Source organism: Priestia sp. MDV22-iso46, assembly GCF_058629175.1.
Genome location: NZ_JBZVWT010000001.1, coordinates 1720520 through 1735369, shown reverse-complemented (window position 1 = coordinate 1735369; position 14850 = coordinate 1720520). Strand labels below are relative to the sequence as shown.

The window sequence follows — 14850 nt, the reverse complement described above, 5'->3', positions numbered from 1 at the left end:
CCTTTAATCGTTTTCTTCCTCTTTTGATTCTTTTGACTTTTTAGAAGAAGAAGAGCTAAAAGGGAACAACATGTCGGTATACATGTGAAAAAATGAATCTAACATGTTTTGATACTGTTCAAGTGAATTAGCCCACATGCTTAAATATTGTTCGCCGGCATCTGTTAATGAATAAATCCGGCGTGCAGGTCCTTCAGCTGACGTATCCCATTGCGATGTAATCAAGTTGTCTTTTTCAAGCTGTCTCAGCGTGCGGTAGACATTTCCCTGATCAACTGATGTGAATCCAAAGCTCATTAGTTGCTGAATGAGCTTGTAACCATGTAGATTCCAACCTCTTAAACTTAAAAGAAGAAAAGGAACCATCAAGTTTTTTGGTGCACCGCTAATCGATTTTTCTAAGTTGTTTGAATTAGAGGTGTTATCTTTTTCACTTGATCCCAAGGTAATCACCCCTTCGAAAAAAGAGAATTTGTTTTCTATATGTGTAATTTACACCTAGATGAAAAAATTGTCAACACTTTAAAACAGGTCTTTCAAATACAGGAAAAAAGAACGATTTTTTGGATTTCGACAAAAAGCGTCAAAAAAATTCAAAAATAAACAAAGATTTAGAATTGTTTATTTTGGAAAACGAATTTATAATAGTACATGTAGGTAATTTTTATAACATTTATAATTTGTTGGTAAGTGAATTGTGAAAAGATTTACATTATCCAATAAATAAACGCAAAATTGGTTGCGTTTACTTAGAGCTTCTAATATGTCGCTTGTCACATTAAGTGTCCATATTGAAAGCCATCACTTTTAACGTACACAAGAAAGGAGATGGAGTTTTGGAACAGCAAAAAGTATTTGATCCGTTTCAAGCATGGAAAGACGTATATGACAAAACCGAATCTTACTGGGGTAAAGTTATTGGGGACAATATGAATCGTGAAGAATTTTCCCAGCTCATGGGAAATGTGCTAAATATGAACCTTCAATATCAACAAGCAGTAAATGAAGTAACGGGGCGCTATCTGCACCAAGTAAATGTACCAACAAAAGAAGATGTAGCAAACGTTGCGTCATTAGTCATCAATGTGGAAGAAAAAGTAGAATTATTAGAAGAGCAATTTGACGATCGTTTTGATGAATTAGAAGCACAGCAAGAAAGTGCATCTGCTTTGAAAAAAGATGTCACTAAGCTGAAATCTGATGTCAAATCGTTAGACAAAAAACTCGACAAAGTTTTATCTCTTCTTGAAGGGCAGCAAAAAACACAAGACGAGTTAAAAGAAACTATTCAAAAACAAATTAAAACTCAAGGTGAGCAGCTTCAGGCTCAGCTGTTAGAAAAACAAGAAAAATTAGCTGAAAAGCCAAAGGCAGAAGCTAAATCTGAAGCAAAACCATCAAATGCTCAAAAAACTGAGCAGCCGGCTCGCAAGTAAGGTATAGGGGATTTTATAACAACATTAACTGCTGTATTTACAGTAAAAATCATCGCTGAAGAAGCAAGGGGGAAATTTTTCATGACAACATTACAAGGTAAAGTAGCAATCGTAACAGGCGGATCTAAAGGTATCGGGGCAGCAATTACACGTGAGCTTGCTTCTAATGGAGTAAAAGTAGCAGTAAACTATAACAGCAGTAAAGAATCTGCAGAAGCAATCGTAAAAGAAATTAAAGACAACGGCGGAGAAGCTATTGCGGTTCAAGCTGACGTGTCTTATGTAGATCAAGCAAAACACCTAATCGAAGAAACAAAAGCTGCGTTTGGTCAATTAGACATTCTAGTAAACAATGCTGGAATTACGCGCGACCGTTCATTCAAGAAGTTAGGTGAAGAAGATTGGAAAAAAGTAATTGATGTAAACTTACATAGCGTATACAACACAACATCAGCTGCGCTAACGCACCTTTTAGAATCTGAAGGTGGTCGTGTTATCAATATTTCATCAATTATTGGTCAAGCGGGCGGATTTGGTCAAACAAACTACTCAGCTGCTAAAGCAGGTATGCTAGGATTCACTAAATCATTAGCTCTTGAACTAGCTAAGACAGGCGTAACAGTTAATGCAATTTGCCCAGGATTTATTGAAACGGAAATGGTGATGGCAATTCCTGAGGATGTTCGTGCAAAAATTGTTGCGAAAATTCCAACTCGTCGCTTAGGCCATGCTGAAGAAATTGCACGTGGAGTTGTTTACTTAGCAAAAGACGGCGCGTACATTACAGGACAACAGTTAAACATTAACGGCGGCTTATACATGTAATAAATGCTGGCCCTGACTTTTGTCGGGGCTGTGCTTGTTAACTAACTACTAATGGAATGAAAGGGTGTGTATATTCGTGGCAATTCCTTACGTGCAAGAGTGGGAAAAATTAATCAAATCAATGCCAAGTGAATATAAAAGTTCTGCAAGACGTTTTAAGCGTGCATATGAAATTATGACAACAGAAGCGGAACCGGAAGTTGGATTAACACCAAAAGAGGTTATTTGGAAAAAGAACAAAGCGAAATTATATCGCTATACGCCAGTAAAAGATAACCTGCATAAAACACCAATCTTACTCGTATATGCATTGATCAATAAACCGTATATTTTGGATTTAACACCTGGAAACAGCCTTGTTGAATACTTATTAAACCGCGGTTTTGACGTGTATTTGCTTGATTGGGGAACTCCTGGGCTTGAAGACAGCAATATGAAGCTAGATGATTATATTGTAGATTATATTCCAAAAGCGGCGAAAAAGGTGCTGCGCACTTCTAAATCTCCTGATTTGTCTGTTCTTGGTTACTGCATGGGCGGAACTATGACATCTATTTTTGCTGCATTAAATGAAGACTTGCCGATTAAAAACTTAATTTTTATGACAAGTCCATTTGATTTTTCCGATACAGGTTTATACGGAGCATTCCTAGACGATCGCTACTTTAATTTAGATAAAGCAGTAGATACATTCGGAAACATCCCTCCAGAGATGATTGACTTTGGAAACAAGATGTTAAAGCCAATCACGAATTTCTACGGCCCATATGTAACGTTGGTGGACCGTTCCGAAAATCAGCGGTTTGTTGAAAGCTGGAAGCTAATGCAAAAGTGGGTTGCTGACGGAATCCCATTTGCTGGTGAAGCTTATCGTCAGTGGATTCGTGACTTCTATCAACAAAATAAATTAATCAATGGTGAACTTGAAGTTCGCGGACGTAAAGTAGATTTGAAAAATATTAAAGCTAATATTTTAAACATTGCTGCTAGCCGTGATCATATTGCGATGCCGCATCAGGTGGCAGCTTTAATGGACGCTGTTTCAAGTGAAGATAAAGAGTATAAATTGTTGCAAACAGGTCACGTATCTGTTGTATTTGGTCCAAAAGCAGTGAAGGAAACATATCCTTCAATCGGCGATTGGCTAGAAAAACGCTCTAAATAAAATAAAGACGCGGCTGGTACAAAAGTATTTTAGCCGAAGTGAAAAACGAACCACTGATATCAGTGGTTCGTTTTTTGTTATGGTGAACGTAGGTTTCAAGTATGTCGTTGCTTCTAGCTGTTGATTGGAGGGCAAGGCGAAGACTCCTGCGAGAAAAGCGGAACAGGTGAGACCCGGCAGGAGCGTCAGCGACGAGGAGGCTCACGGGCCGCCCGCGGAAAGCGAAGTCTTCCACGGAAATCAACAGCGGTGTCACAAGCGGTTCAGCTCATGTATCCCATTTGTTCGTCTTTAGATTGATTCATTTAATTATGTCGCAACCTCGTTTTTTTGTGTAAACCGATAATATTGAGTGACGATCCTTTATGCGGGCTGCTGGGATTTATGATATCTAATGACAAGTGAGGTGACTTCTTTTATACTAATGTAGTCACCTTCTTGAACATGGGATTTTTTACATGGATATTGCAATCCGTGTAACAATGAGTATGCTTTGGGAAGAAAGAAGAAAACTATTAGTATTATAACAAAAAAGGAATGTCAGATTATGCCGCAACCATGGAAACGACGAGTAAGGCAGATGTCTTCAGCTCAAATTATTGTTACATTTTACATAGTGGCTGTTACGCTTGGATTTCTATTACTTAGTATCCCAGAAGCTTTAAAGCCGGGAGTGAAGTTAGCATTTATTGATCGCTTATTTATTGCCGTCAGTGCGGTAAGTGTAACAGGGCTGACACCTGTCTCCACTCCGGATACATTTAGTACGACGGGCTATTTTTTGCTCGCTTTTATTTTTCAAATCGGTGGTATTGGTGTAATGACACTCAGTACATTTATTTGGATGATTTTGGGTAAAAAAATCGGTTTAAAGGAACGTCAGCTCATTATGACAGACCATAACCAATCCCGTTTATCAGGATTAGTTGACTTGATGAGAAATATTTTATTTATTATTTTTGCCATTGAACTAGTTGGCGCCATTATTTTAGGATTACATTTTCTCCGTTATTACTCAAGCTGGACAGATGCTTTTCTGCATGGGTTCTTTGCTTCTGTCAGCGCTACAACAAATGCTGGCTTCGATATTACAGGATCTTCATTTATTCCGTATGCCCATGATTATTTTGTACAAGTGGTAACCGTTATTTTAATTACGCTTGGAGCGATTGGATTCCCTGTATTAATTGAAATTAAGCACTATTTTTTAACATTTAAAGATAAGCGTAAATTTCAATTTTCGCTATTTACGAAGCTAACGACCATCATGTTTTTTCTGCTGTTAGCAGGGGGAACAATCTTGATTCTTGTGCTAGAGCATTCAGGATTTCTAGCAGATAAGTCTTGGGATGAATCGTTTTTTTATGCGTTTTTCCAATCTGCTGCCACAAGGAGCGGAGGAGTGGCGACCATGAATATTAATGAGTTTTCACTTCCTACGTTAATTATGATGAGTGCGATGATGTTTATCGGTGCTTCACCGAGCTCAGTAGGGGGAGGAATTCGTACGACGACGTTTGCATTAAATATTCTTTTCCTGTTTTATTACGTAAGAGGAAATAAGACGATTAAAATCTTTCGCCGCGAAATTCATGAAGATGACATTATTAAATCAGTAGCTGTATCGATGTTAGCCGTAATCATTTGCTCGATTTCGCTTCTTATTTTAAGTATTACAGAACATTTTTCTCTCATTGAGCTTATTTTTGAAGTGTGTTCAGCTTTTGGAACAACAGGTTTATCAATGGGAATTACAGGAGGGCTTTCTGATATCGGTAAATGCGTTATTATGATTTTAATGTTCATTGGCCGAATCGGCATGTTTTCATTTATTTTAATGCTTCGCCGTCCAACGTCTGGACCGGATTATCACTATCCGAAAGAACGTATTATTATTGGATAAAAGAGGCTGGGACACAAATACTTTAGTTGAAGGAAGATCCGAACAAGTTTGTTTCTTGATTAAGAATCAAACTCGTTCGGATTTTTTTATTATGATGGTGAACGCAGGTTTCATGTAGCTGGGTCACAAGAGGGTCAATCCATTTATCTCATTTATTCGTATTTAGAGTAAAATGATTTCGTTATGTTTCAACCGCTTTTTTACAGCTTTTTCTGCTTATATTACGCATCAGAAAGTGCATTCTAAGAAAAGGAAGTTCAATGGACTTCCAAGCATAGGAGGGATATATGATGGCAAAGCGTAAAGTAGGGTACAAATCAGCACTGACTAACAATAATACACCAAAAGAGAGCCTTTCAGATGCAGAATTTGCTGCTGAATATGCTGGCGGCGAGGAGCCGGCTAAAGGCGCGAATCGCAATTCGAAAAAAGGAAAGCAAGGTAAATAACGATGAGCAAACATAAACAAAATAATAAGCATATCGCAAGCACTGAAGCAAAGCAAAAACAGTTACTGCAAGAAGAGTTCGGAGCGGAAATGGGCGATCCCAACGCAGCTAAAATATATGAATCCTTAGGAAAGACAAAGTCTGATAAAGAGCAAAAAAAGAAAAAAGAATGTTAAAGAAAAAAACCTCGGGCATCCGAGGTTTTAGCTTACAACTGGAAGGCCAAATGCCTCTACAGGTGCTGAATAAAGTTTTGTATCATTTGCTTTTTGATCATAATAAGCAAGAAGAACAGATGGTTGTTCATTTATTTTTCCCGTTTGTTTATAATACATATAGTCAAATGGAAGAATTTCTAAAACGGTGTGCTTGTATAATTCTTTTTCAGCAAGCTGTTCAGCTTCAAAAGCCTGTCCCATAATAGAAGGATTAGCAAGCATTTGCTGATAGTAATGAGAGCGGACTTGTTTTTCTACTTTATCGTCCCACCAAGGTTTACGAGGCTTATGCTTTTGGTTTTGTAAATAATCAATTTTCATAAACCCTTCAATCATTTCTTCATTTGAAAAATTCTCTGTTTCAATATACTGTCTAAGGCGTCTGAATAAATCTTCAAGCTGATGGCCGATTCGAACCCAGCCCATTTCATCCCAATACGTCCCGAAGTTTTGGAAGAAATCAAAAGGTGTATCGTAGCAGTGCTCTACTAAAAACTCTATTGTTTCATCCATTCGATGGTCATTCCAAAACTTTTCTAAAATATCTTCTACATGTTTGATACGTACGACATCTGAAAATGGCAAGACGTTATTGCTTAAAATTTCATAAGGCGATTGATCCATGTATTGATAATTATAGCGAGATGCACTTAAGCGTAAGCCGGTGCCGCGAAGCATTTTTAAAAAGCCCAGCTGAAGCTCTTCAGGACGAAGTGCAAATACATCATTAAACGTATTTTTAAATGAGTTATAATCTTCATCTGGAAGTCCCGCAATCAAATCTAAATGCTGGTCGATCTTTCCGCCTTCTTTTACCATCGTTACGGTACGGGTTAATTTTTTGAAATTTTGTTTGCGTTTAACTAATTCATTAACGGCATCATTTGTAGACTGCACGCCAATTTCAAAGCGGAATAATCCTTTTGGCGCATTGTCGTTTAAGAACTGAATGACTTCAGGGCGCATAATATCGGCCGTAATTTCAAACTGAAATACCGTACCTTCACGGTGTTCATCAATTAAAAATTGGAACATTTCCATGGCGTAGCTGCGGCTGATGTTGAACGTGCGGTCTACGAACTTAATGGTGCGCGCTCCGTTATCCATCAAATAGCGAATATCCTCTTTTACTTTTTCTCTATCGAAATAACGAACGCCTACTTCAATAGAAGAGAGACAGAACTGACAGCTAAACGGACAGCCGCGGCTTGTTTCAATATACACAACGCGTTTTGAAAGTTCTTGGCGGTCTTCTTCAAAACGGAAAGGAGAAGGCATTTCGCGCAGGTCAATTTTATTGCGCTGCGGGTTAACAACTGGTTTGCCGTCTTTTCGGAAAGCCACGCCGCTTACATTTTCAAACTGACGGTCTCCGTGAAGTTCATCTAAAAGCTGCTTGAATGTTTCTTCTCCTTCACCAATAGCGATAAAGTCAGCTTCAGGAATGCGCTCTAGCCAGTGAGTCACATCATAGGTTACTTCTGGTCCACCGAATATAATGATGAGCTCGGGGTTAATTTTTTTAAGCATTTGTGCGACTTTAATTGTTTCTTCAATGTTCCAAATGTAACAGCTGAAACCAATAATATCAGGGTTGCGTTTATATAAATCCGTGACAATGTTCATAGCAGGATCTTTAATCGTATATTCGGCCATATCCACTTTATAGTCAGGCTCGGCATAGGCTTTTAAACATCGAAGGGCTAAAGAAGTATGGATATACTTCGCATTCAATGTACTGACAACAATGTTCATTCAAAAAGCTCCTTTTAACTCGTAATATGAAATCAATTTACTATTTTAGCACATTTGAGAAATAAAGTATAAATACCTTGCCACTTTTGTTGTGGAGGGGAAAGGATTTCGGTAAAATGTAACAGAAACGTAAAAGAAGAAAAAGTCTCGGTTAATGTAAACCTTGGTGAACGAAAAAAATGAGGTGGAAAACGTGGAATATAAGCGAATTAAGCCAAAAAAAATATACGAAGAAGTAGCCGAAACGCTTCTTGAGAATATAAAAGAAGGCAGTTTAAAGCCTGGTGACCGTTTGGATTCAGTGCAGCAGCTGGCGGAAAACTTTCAGGTAGGGCGCTCAGCTATTCGTGAAGCTCTTAGTGCTTTGCGGGCGATGGGGCTGCTCGAGATGAAGCAGGGGGAAGGCACATTTGTACGAGAGTTTAACTCCGATATGCTGTCTTTGCCTGTAACTAGCGCTGTATTAATGAATAAAAATGATATTGAACATTTGCTTGAAGTGAGAAAGGTATTAGAAATTGGGGCTGTTCGTGCTGCAGCTCAAAAGAGAACAGATGCGGACCTCAAGCAGCTGTGCGATAGTCTGGAACAAATGAAAGGAGCGTTTGGCAATGAAGAGCTGGGAGAGAAAGCAGATTTTGCTTTTCATTTAGCCATTGCTAAAGCCTCGCAAAACCCTCTTTTAGTGAAGCTTATGAATAACGTATCAGAAATGATGATTGAAACGATGAAAGAGACAAGACGCATCTGGCTTTATGCAGAAGAGAAAACGGCTGAACGGATTTATAAAGAGCATCAGCAAATTTATGAAGCTATTCTTTCTCAGCATGCAGAAGACGCTCAGCATTTTATGATGAGTCATCTTGATAATGTTGAACATGTGTTAATGAAATACATACCCGAAGAGAAATAATACCATTTCAGGTAGAAAAGTGTGCACCAAATAACAGAAAAACTAAAATTCAAGCACCTTCTGATAATTTATGCTTGCTCTATTGTGAAAAGATTTACATAATAGAAACTAGGATTGTCAAATGGAGGGTTACAAAGTATGAAAAAGCAATATAGAGATGATAGTTTAGCTTTGCATACAGATTTATATGAACTGAATATGGCACATACGTATTTTAAAGACCATATTCATAAACGCCGTTCTGTATTCGAAGCTTACTTTCGTCGGATGCCGTTTGAAAGCGGTTATGCTGTGTTTGCCGGGCTAGAAAGAGTAATTGATTTTATTGCTAATTTTAGGTTTAGCGAAACGGACTTAGATTATTTATATGAAGAATTGCATTATGAAGCGGAGTTTATCGACTATTTAAAGCAAGTTCGCTTTAGCGGTAATGTTCGTTCGGTTGTAGAAGGCGAAATGATTTTTGCTAACGAACCAATTCTGCAGATTGACGCTCCTTTAGCGGAAGCGCAGCTTATTGAAACACCGCTTTTAAATATTTTAAATTTCCACCCGCTGATTGCGACAAAAGCATCGCGTATTCGCCTAGCCGCGGGAGAAGATAATTTATATGAGCATACGGGTACGAATCAGCTTATGGAATTTGGTTCAAGAAGAGCACACGAGATGGATGCTGCATTTTACGGGGCAAGAGCTGCTTATATTGGAGGCTTTGATGCAACCAGTAATGTAAGAGCGGGGAAAGTATTTGGAATTCCCGTGTCTGGTACTCATGCTCACGCGCTTGTTCAAGTCTATCGTGATGAATACAGCGCGTTTAAAAAGTATGCGGAATCACACCGTAACTGTATCTTTTTAGTAGATACATATAATACGTTAAAATCAGGTATTCCCAATGCTATTAAAGTAGCAAAAGAAATGGGAGATCGCATTAATTTTATCGGTATTCGATTAGATAGCGGAAGACTTCCATATCTTTCTCAAGAGGCAAGAAAAATGCTTGATGAAGCTGGCTATCATGATGTGAAAATTTTTGCTTCGAATGACCTTGATGAGTACAGCATTCTAGATTTGAAAGCGCAAGGTGCCAAAATTGATGGATGGGGAGTTGGAACAAAGCTCATGACCTCTTTTGATCAGCCTGCGCTAGGAGCTGTGTACAAGCTGGTTTCTATTGAAGATGATTATGGAAACATGGTGGATACGATTAAGCTGTCAGAAAATCCGGAGAAAATTTCAACTCCCGGCCTAAAAGAAGTATATCGAATTGTAAATCAAGTGAACCACAAATGGGAAGGCGATTATATTACGATGCAGGACGAAGTGCCGAACGAAGAGCAGCATTTAAAAATGTTTCATCCGATTCATACGCACGTCAGCAAGTTTGTAACGAACTTTAACGCACGTAAAATTCACCAGCCAATCTTTGCACAGGGAAAGCTTGTGTATGAGCAGCCTACCATTGAAGAAATGAGAGCCTACTGCTTACAAAACTTAAAGCATCTATGGGATGACTATAAAGTTATTACAAAGTCGAACGAAGATGTATTTCGTCCTACAGAGTATCCGGTAGACTTGAGTACGAGCTGCTGGGATAACAAAATGCAAAATATCGAAGAGACTAGAAGCAAGTTACTATCTGATACAGTGCTTGTGTAGATTCCATCAGCTAGTAATGAGAGGAGAGTTTTTTTATGAAAGAGCTACAAAAGCAAATTATTGAAGAAATGAACGTACAAAAAGAAATTAATCCCGTGGAAGAAATTCGCCGCAGCGTTGATTTTCTGAAATCCTACATGAACAAATATCCTTTTTTACGTTCGTTTGTACTAGGTATTTCCGGCGGCCAAGATTCTACGTTAACTGGAAAGCTGGCGCAGCTAGCGGTTAATGAGTTGAATGAAGAGGCCGGAGAAGAGCGCTATCAGTTTATTGCTGTTCGTCTTCCATACGGTGTGCAGGCAGATGAAGCAGACTGTCAAGATGCACTTGCTTTTATTCAACCAACAAAATCTATTTCTATTAACGTAAAACCAGCAGTAGATGCTATGCTTTCTGCTGTTGAAGAAGCGGCAGATGATAAAGTTTCCGACTTCAACAAAGGAAATGTAAAAGCACGTGAACGAATGATTGCGCAATATACGGTAGCGGGCATGTACAGTGGAGTCGTACTCGGAACGGATCACTCTGCTGAAGCTGTTACAGGATTTTATACAAAATTCGGTGACGGAGGAGCTGACTTAGTCCCTATCTTCCGTCTGAACAAGCGACAAGGAAAACAAATGCTAAAAGAATTAGGCTGTCCCGAGCATCTATATATGAAAAAACCAACGGCTGATTTGGAAGAAGATCGTCCACAGCTTCCGGATGAAGAAGCGCTTGGCGTAACGTATGAGCAAATTGACGATTATTTAGAAGGTAAAGATGTAGGTGAACATGCAAGTAACGTCATTGAAGGTCACTTCTTAAAAACGCAGCATAAACGCCAATTGCCAATCACAGTATTTGATGATTTTTGGAAATAAATAAGTAAGAAGCTAAGACAAAAGTAGTTTAGTTGAAGGAAGATCCGAACGGTGAAGATTCTTGATAGAGAATCTTCACCGTTCGGATTTTTTTAATGTTATGGCAAACGTAGGTTTCACGTGTTTCGTTTCTTCTAGCGGTTGATTGGAGGGCAAGACGAAGACTCCTGCGGAAAAAGCGGAAGGGATGAGACCCCGCAGGAGCGGGAGCGACGAGGAAAGCGAAGTCTTGCACGGAAATCAACCCCGGTGTAACAAGTAATTCACATTAAATCATTTATCCAATTTGTTCGTCTTTAGACTGAAATGATTTAGTTATGCCTCAATTTCCTAGTTTTTATGAAAAAAAGATAGCAAACAAAGAAAGGTATTTTTGAAAAACTAGTGAAATTAGAAAAACATAGGAGTATAATAGCATTAAGTCATCTGATGACCTGTTAACTAAAAAGAAGTAAAATGATCAGCTTGGAGGGAGCAAATGATGAAAGTATCTTTATTTGCCACATGTTTGATTGATATGTTTCAAACAAATGTAGGAAAAGCGACGGTAGAATTGTTAGAACGATTAGGCTGTGAAGTGGATTTTCCAAAGAGTCAAGTTTGCTGCGGGCAGCCTGCGTATAATAGCGGTTACGTAAAAGAATCAAAAGAAGCGATGAAAAACATGATAAAAGCGTTTGAGCATGCAGAGTACGTTGTATCTCCGTCTGGATCGTGTGTGACAATGTTCAAAGAGTATCCTCATCTTTTTGAAGGTGATGCTGCATGGCATGAACCTGCCGTGAAGCTTGCTGATAAAACGTATGAGCTAACAGATTTTATTGTAAACGTTTTAAAAGTGGAAGATGTAGGAGCCAGCTTAAATGGGAAAGCCACTTATCATTCTTCCTGTCATATGACGCGTTTGCTAAACGTAAAAAAAGAACCTTTTACACTATTAAACAATGTAAAGGGTCTTGAAATGGAGAACCTTGAAAACAGTCATAACTGCTGCGGATTCGGTGGGACGTTTTCGGTTAAAATGGGGCAAATCTCTGAACAAATGGTCGATGAAAAAGTAGGCTGTATAGCTAAGACAAACGCAGAGTACTTAATTGGAGCTGACTGCGGCTGTCTTATGAATATTGGAGGAAGAATTGAACGAAAAGGACAGCCTGTAAAAGTGATGCATATCGCTGAAGTATTAAATAGCAGAATGTAAAGAAAGGAGAATACCGAATGTCTATGAAAATAGGAAATGATCAGTTTAAAAAACGCGTCGATGATGGAGTCAATAATGCGTTTATGCGCTTTGCAGTTTCAAGTGCTCAAGAGCGCTTAAGAAGCCGTAGATTAGATGCGGCAGAAGAGCTAGGAAACTGGGAAGAATGGAGAGCGCTTGGCGAAGAAATTCGTCAGCATACGCTTGAAAATTTAGATTACTATTTAGAGCAGCTCACTGATAATGTAGCTAAACGCGGAGGCCACGTTTTTTTCGCTCAAACAGCTGAAGAAGCGAATGAGTACATAAAAAATGTAGCGAGGAAAAAACAGGCAAAGAAAGTGGTTAAATCCAAGTCAATGGTTACAGAAGAAATTCATATGAACGCTGCTTTAGAAGAACTAGGCTGTGAAGTTATTGAAACGGACTTAGGAGAATATATCCTGCAAGTAGATGATCACGATCCGCCTTCTCATATCGTAGCTCCTGCGCTTCATAAAAATAAAGAACAAATTAGAGATGTATTTCAGGAAAAGCTTTCTTATAAAAAGACAGAAAAACCTGAAGAACTAGCTCTTCATGCCCGGGAAATGCTGAGAAAAGAATTTTTATCAGCAGATATTGGCATTACAGGATGTAATTTTGCGATTGCAGAATCTGGATCTATTTCACTTGTTACCAATGAAGGAAATGCAAGGCTAACGACCGCCCTTCCTAAAACGCAAATTACGGTTATGGGAATGGAACGAATTGTGCCAACATTTGAAGAGTTTGAAGTGTTGGTAAGTCTGTTAACTAGAAGTGCAGTAGGTCAGCGGCTTACAAGCTACGTAACGGCACTTACGGGACCTAGACTTCCAGGGGAAGTAGACGGACCGGAAGAATTTCACCTAGTGATTGTAGATAACGGACGATCTGCGATTTTAGGAACTGAGTTTCAATCTGTTTTACAGTGTATTCGCTGTGCGGCATGTGTGAATGTATGTCCCGTGTATCGCCATATTGGAGGACATTCATATGGATCTATTTATTCAGGGCCGATTGGAGCTGTATTATCTCCTTTACTTGGAGGCTATGAAGACTACAAAGAGCTTCCATATGCCTCAACGCTATGCGCAGCCTGTACAGATGCCTGTCCGGTCAAAATTCCGCTGCATGAGCTATTGCACAAGCATCGTCAGCGAATTGTTGAAAAAGAAGGAAAAGCACCTATTTCGGAAAAGCTGGCGATGAAAGCATTTGGCTTGGGAGCAGCTTCTTCTTCTCTATATACAGTGGGCGCTAAAGTAGCACCGGCAGCTCTTACTCCTTTTATGTCAGGAAGTAGTATTTCCAAAGGGCCTGGTCCATTAAAAGCGTGGACGGAAAGCAGAGAGTTTCCAGCGCCTACAAAAGAGCGCTTACGAGATTGGTTTGATAAAAGGAGTGATGATGATGAACGGAAGCATTCAAAATAGAGACAGTTTTTTAGACAATGTTGCTGCTAATCTTAAGCGAAGCAGGCGAACAGGCGGTGTAGTAAAGCCACAATGGAAGCATGCTCCTCAGCATGAGGTCTACCGCAACTATTCGCCGGATCAATTAAAGAAAGAGCTTGAAAACCATTGCGAACGTATTCATACTCGCTATGTAGAAACCTCATCACAACACTTACCAGATGCCCTTGAGGAAGCCGTAGCGAACTATGGAAATGGTCTTGTCTGCACGTGGAATGATCCCAGGTTTTCCGAATATGGATTGAATCCGCTGATGGAGAAATGGGAAACAAACCGTAACCTTCACGTATGGAATTCAGTAAAAGGCGATGAGAATGTTAAACTAGCTGAACAAGCAAACGTCGGCATCACGTTCAGTGATTTGACGCTAGCGGAATCTGGAACAGTTGTTTTGTTCAGCAGTGCTGCAAAGGGACGAGCGGTAAGCTTGCTGCCCGCCACTTATATTGCAATCATACCTCAAAGCTCAATTGTCCCTCGCATGACACAAGCCGCTGAAATGATTCATGAAAAAGTAGAGCGAGGAGAAACGATTGCTTCTTGCATTAACTTTATTACGGGACCGAGTAATTCAGCTGATATTGAAATGAATTTAGTAGTTGGTGTGCATGGGCCTATTCAAGCAACTTATATTGTAGTGAATGATCGATGAGGCCGGGACAAAAGTATTTTAGCCCAAGTGAAAAACGAACCATTAATCAACGTGTTTGATTAATGGTTCGTTTTCTTTGTTATGTTGAGCGTAGGTTTTATCTGTTTCGTTCCTTCTAGCAGTTGATTGGAGGGCAAGCGACGAGGAGGCTCAGCCGCCGCCCGCGGAAAGAGAAGCCTTGCACAGAAATCAACGGCGGTGTAACAATTGATCTATACTAGGGCGCTTATCCAATTTGTTCGTTTTTAAATTAGATTGGTGTAGTTATGTCCCAGCCTCTTTTATTCATACTTTCTTTCTAAATAGCGGGAT

Annotated in this window: 15 protein-coding genes; 13 read left to right on the top strand and 2 right to left on the bottom strand. The window is 39.3% G+C overall.

The genetic code is table 11. The features are described 5' to 3' along the window. Window positions 1-3: 3 nt before the first annotated feature. Window positions 4-444 carry a poly-beta-hydroxybutyrate-responsive repressor gene (phaQ, locus tag AC4NPH_RS08910; RefSeq protein WP_013055935.1) on the bottom strand — a complete coding sequence of 147 codons (441 nt, stop codon included), beginning with the start codon at window positions 442-444 and terminating at the stop codon, window positions 4-6. A gap of 392 nt (window positions 445-836) precedes the next feature. Between phaQ and phaR the strand changes: the two genes are divergently transcribed. From phaR to AC4NPH_RS08875, 7 genes are all read left to right on the top strand, one after another. Beyond that, window positions 837-1436 carry a polyhydroxyalkanoic acid synthase subunit PhaR gene (gene phaR, locus AC4NPH_RS08905; protein ID WP_013055937.1) on the top strand — a complete coding sequence of 200 codons (600 nt, stop codon included), beginning with the start codon at window positions 837-839 and terminating at the stop codon, window positions 1434-1436. Between the two features lie 81 nt (window positions 1437-1517). Beyond that, a complete protein-coding gene (locus AC4NPH_RS08900) occupies window positions 1518-2261 on the top strand; it encodes an acetoacetyl-CoA reductase (RefSeq protein WP_013055938.1) in 744 nt (247 codons plus the stop codon). Window positions 2262-2337: 76 nt separating this feature from the next. Beyond that, window positions 2338-3426 carry a class III poly(R)-hydroxyalkanoic acid synthase subunit PhaC gene (locus tag AC4NPH_RS08895; protein WP_013055939.1) on the top strand — a complete coding sequence of 363 codons (1089 nt, stop codon included), beginning with the start codon at window positions 2338-2340 and terminating at the stop codon, window positions 3424-3426. A 120-nt stretch (window positions 3427-3546) separates the two neighbouring features. Beyond that, on the top strand, window positions 3547-3726 hold the full coding sequence (locus AC4NPH_RS08890) for a hypothetical protein (protein WP_013055940.1): 180 nt from the start codon (window positions 3547-3549) through the stop codon (window positions 3724-3726). Window positions 3727-3949: 223 nt separating this feature from the next. Then, window positions 3950-5329 carry a TrkH family potassium uptake protein gene (locus AC4NPH_RS08885; protein WP_255256020.1) on the top strand — a complete coding sequence of 460 codons (1380 nt, stop codon included), beginning with the start codon at window positions 3950-3952 and terminating at the stop codon, window positions 5327-5329. A 287-nt stretch (window positions 5330-5616) separates the two neighbouring features. Next, window positions 5617-5778: a protein YkzP gene (ykzP, locus tag AC4NPH_RS08880; protein ID WP_013055942.1), complete on the top strand. Its 162-nt coding sequence runs from the start codon at window positions 5617-5619 to the stop codon at window positions 5776-5778. 2 nt (window positions 5779-5780) lie between these two features. Next, entirely contained in the window at window positions 5781-5954 is a 174-nt protein-coding gene (locus tag AC4NPH_RS08875) for a protein YkzE (protein WP_013055943.1), read from the top strand. 27 nt (window positions 5955-5981) lie between these two features. Here AC4NPH_RS08875 and AC4NPH_RS08870 read toward each other — a convergent pair whose 3' ends face one another. Continuing rightward, complete coding sequence (locus tag AC4NPH_RS08870; protein WP_013055944.1) at window positions 5982-7751, bottom strand: B12-binding domain-containing radical SAM protein; 1770 nt, start codon at window positions 7749-7751, stop codon at window positions 5982-5984. Window positions 7752-7944: 193 nt separating this feature from the next. Here AC4NPH_RS08870 and AC4NPH_RS08865 point away from each other — a divergent pair, with 193 nt between their 5' ends. From AC4NPH_RS08865 to AC4NPH_RS08840, 6 genes are all read left to right on the top strand, one after another. Further along, window positions 7945-8664 carry a FadR/GntR family transcriptional regulator gene (locus AC4NPH_RS08865; RefSeq protein ID WP_013055945.1) on the top strand — a complete coding sequence of 240 codons (720 nt, stop codon included), beginning with the start codon at window positions 7945-7947 and terminating at the stop codon, window positions 8662-8664. Between the two features lie 138 nt (window positions 8665-8802). Then, window positions 8803-10323 (top strand): nicotinate phosphoribosyltransferase, encoded by a 1521-nt coding sequence (locus tag AC4NPH_RS08860; protein WP_013055946.1) that lies wholly within the window; start codon window positions 8803-8805, stop codon window positions 10321-10323. Window positions 10324-10358: 35 nt separating this feature from the next. Next, window positions 10359-11189, top strand: coding sequence for an NAD(+) synthase (gene nadE / locus AC4NPH_RS08855; protein ID WP_013055947.1), 831 nt, complete (start codon window positions 10359-10361; stop codon window positions 11187-11189). A 481-nt stretch (window positions 11190-11670) separates the two neighbouring features. Then, window positions 11671-12390, top strand: a complete 720-nt coding sequence (locus AC4NPH_RS08850) for a (Fe-S)-binding protein (protein ID WP_029325071.1) — start codon at window positions 11671-11673, stop codon at window positions 12388-12390. 17 nt (window positions 12391-12407) lie between these two features. Next, entirely contained in the window at window positions 12408-13847 is a 1440-nt protein-coding gene (locus AC4NPH_RS08845; protein WP_013055949.1) for a LutB/LldF family L-lactate oxidation iron-sulfur protein, read from the top strand. After that, the gene (locus tag AC4NPH_RS08840) at window positions 13822-14538 is read left to right on the top strand and encodes a LutC/YkgG family protein (protein ID WP_041816513.1); all 717 of its coding nucleotides are present in this window, start codon (window positions 13822-13824) and stop codon (window positions 14536-14538) included. Before AC4NPH_RS08845 ends, AC4NPH_RS08840 begins: the two co-directional genes overlap by 26 nt. Window positions 14539-14850: the final 312 nt, after the last annotated feature.

What these genes read in the sequence shown, in the direction of transcription:
- nadE (WP_013055947.1), top strand. Translation starts at nt 10,359, where the DNA reads ATGAAAGAGCTACAAAAGCAAATTATTGAAGAAATGAACGTACAAAAA.
- ykzP (WP_013055942.1), top strand. Translation starts at nt 5,617, where the DNA reads ATGATGGCAAAGCGTAAAGTAGGGTACAAATCAGCACTGACTAACAAT.
- AC4NPH_RS08875 (WP_013055943.1), top strand. Translation starts at nt 5,781, where the DNA reads ATGAGCAAACATAAACAAAATAATAAGCATATCGCAAGCACTGAAGCA.
- AC4NPH_RS08850 (WP_029325071.1), top strand. Translation starts at nt 11,671, where the DNA reads ATGAAAGTATCTTTATTTGCCACATGTTTGATTGATATGTTTCAAACA.
- AC4NPH_RS08870 (WP_013055944.1), bottom strand. Translation starts at nt 7,751, where the DNA reads ATGAACATTGTTGTCAGTACATTGAATGCGAAGTATATCCATACTTCT.
- AC4NPH_RS08845 (WP_013055949.1), top strand. Translation starts at nt 12,408, where the DNA reads ATGTCTATGAAAATAGGAAATGATCAGTTTAAAAAACGCGTCGATGAT.
- AC4NPH_RS08840 (WP_041816513.1), top strand. Translation starts at nt 13,822, where the DNA reads ATGATGAACGGAAGCATTCAAAATAGAGACAGTTTTTTAGACAATGTT.
- AC4NPH_RS08860 (WP_013055946.1), top strand. Translation starts at nt 8,803, where the DNA reads ATGAAAAAGCAATATAGAGATGATAGTTTAGCTTTGCATACAGATTTA.
- AC4NPH_RS08900 (WP_013055938.1), top strand. Translation starts at nt 1,518, where the DNA reads ATGACAACATTACAAGGTAAAGTAGCAATCGTAACAGGCGGATCTAAA.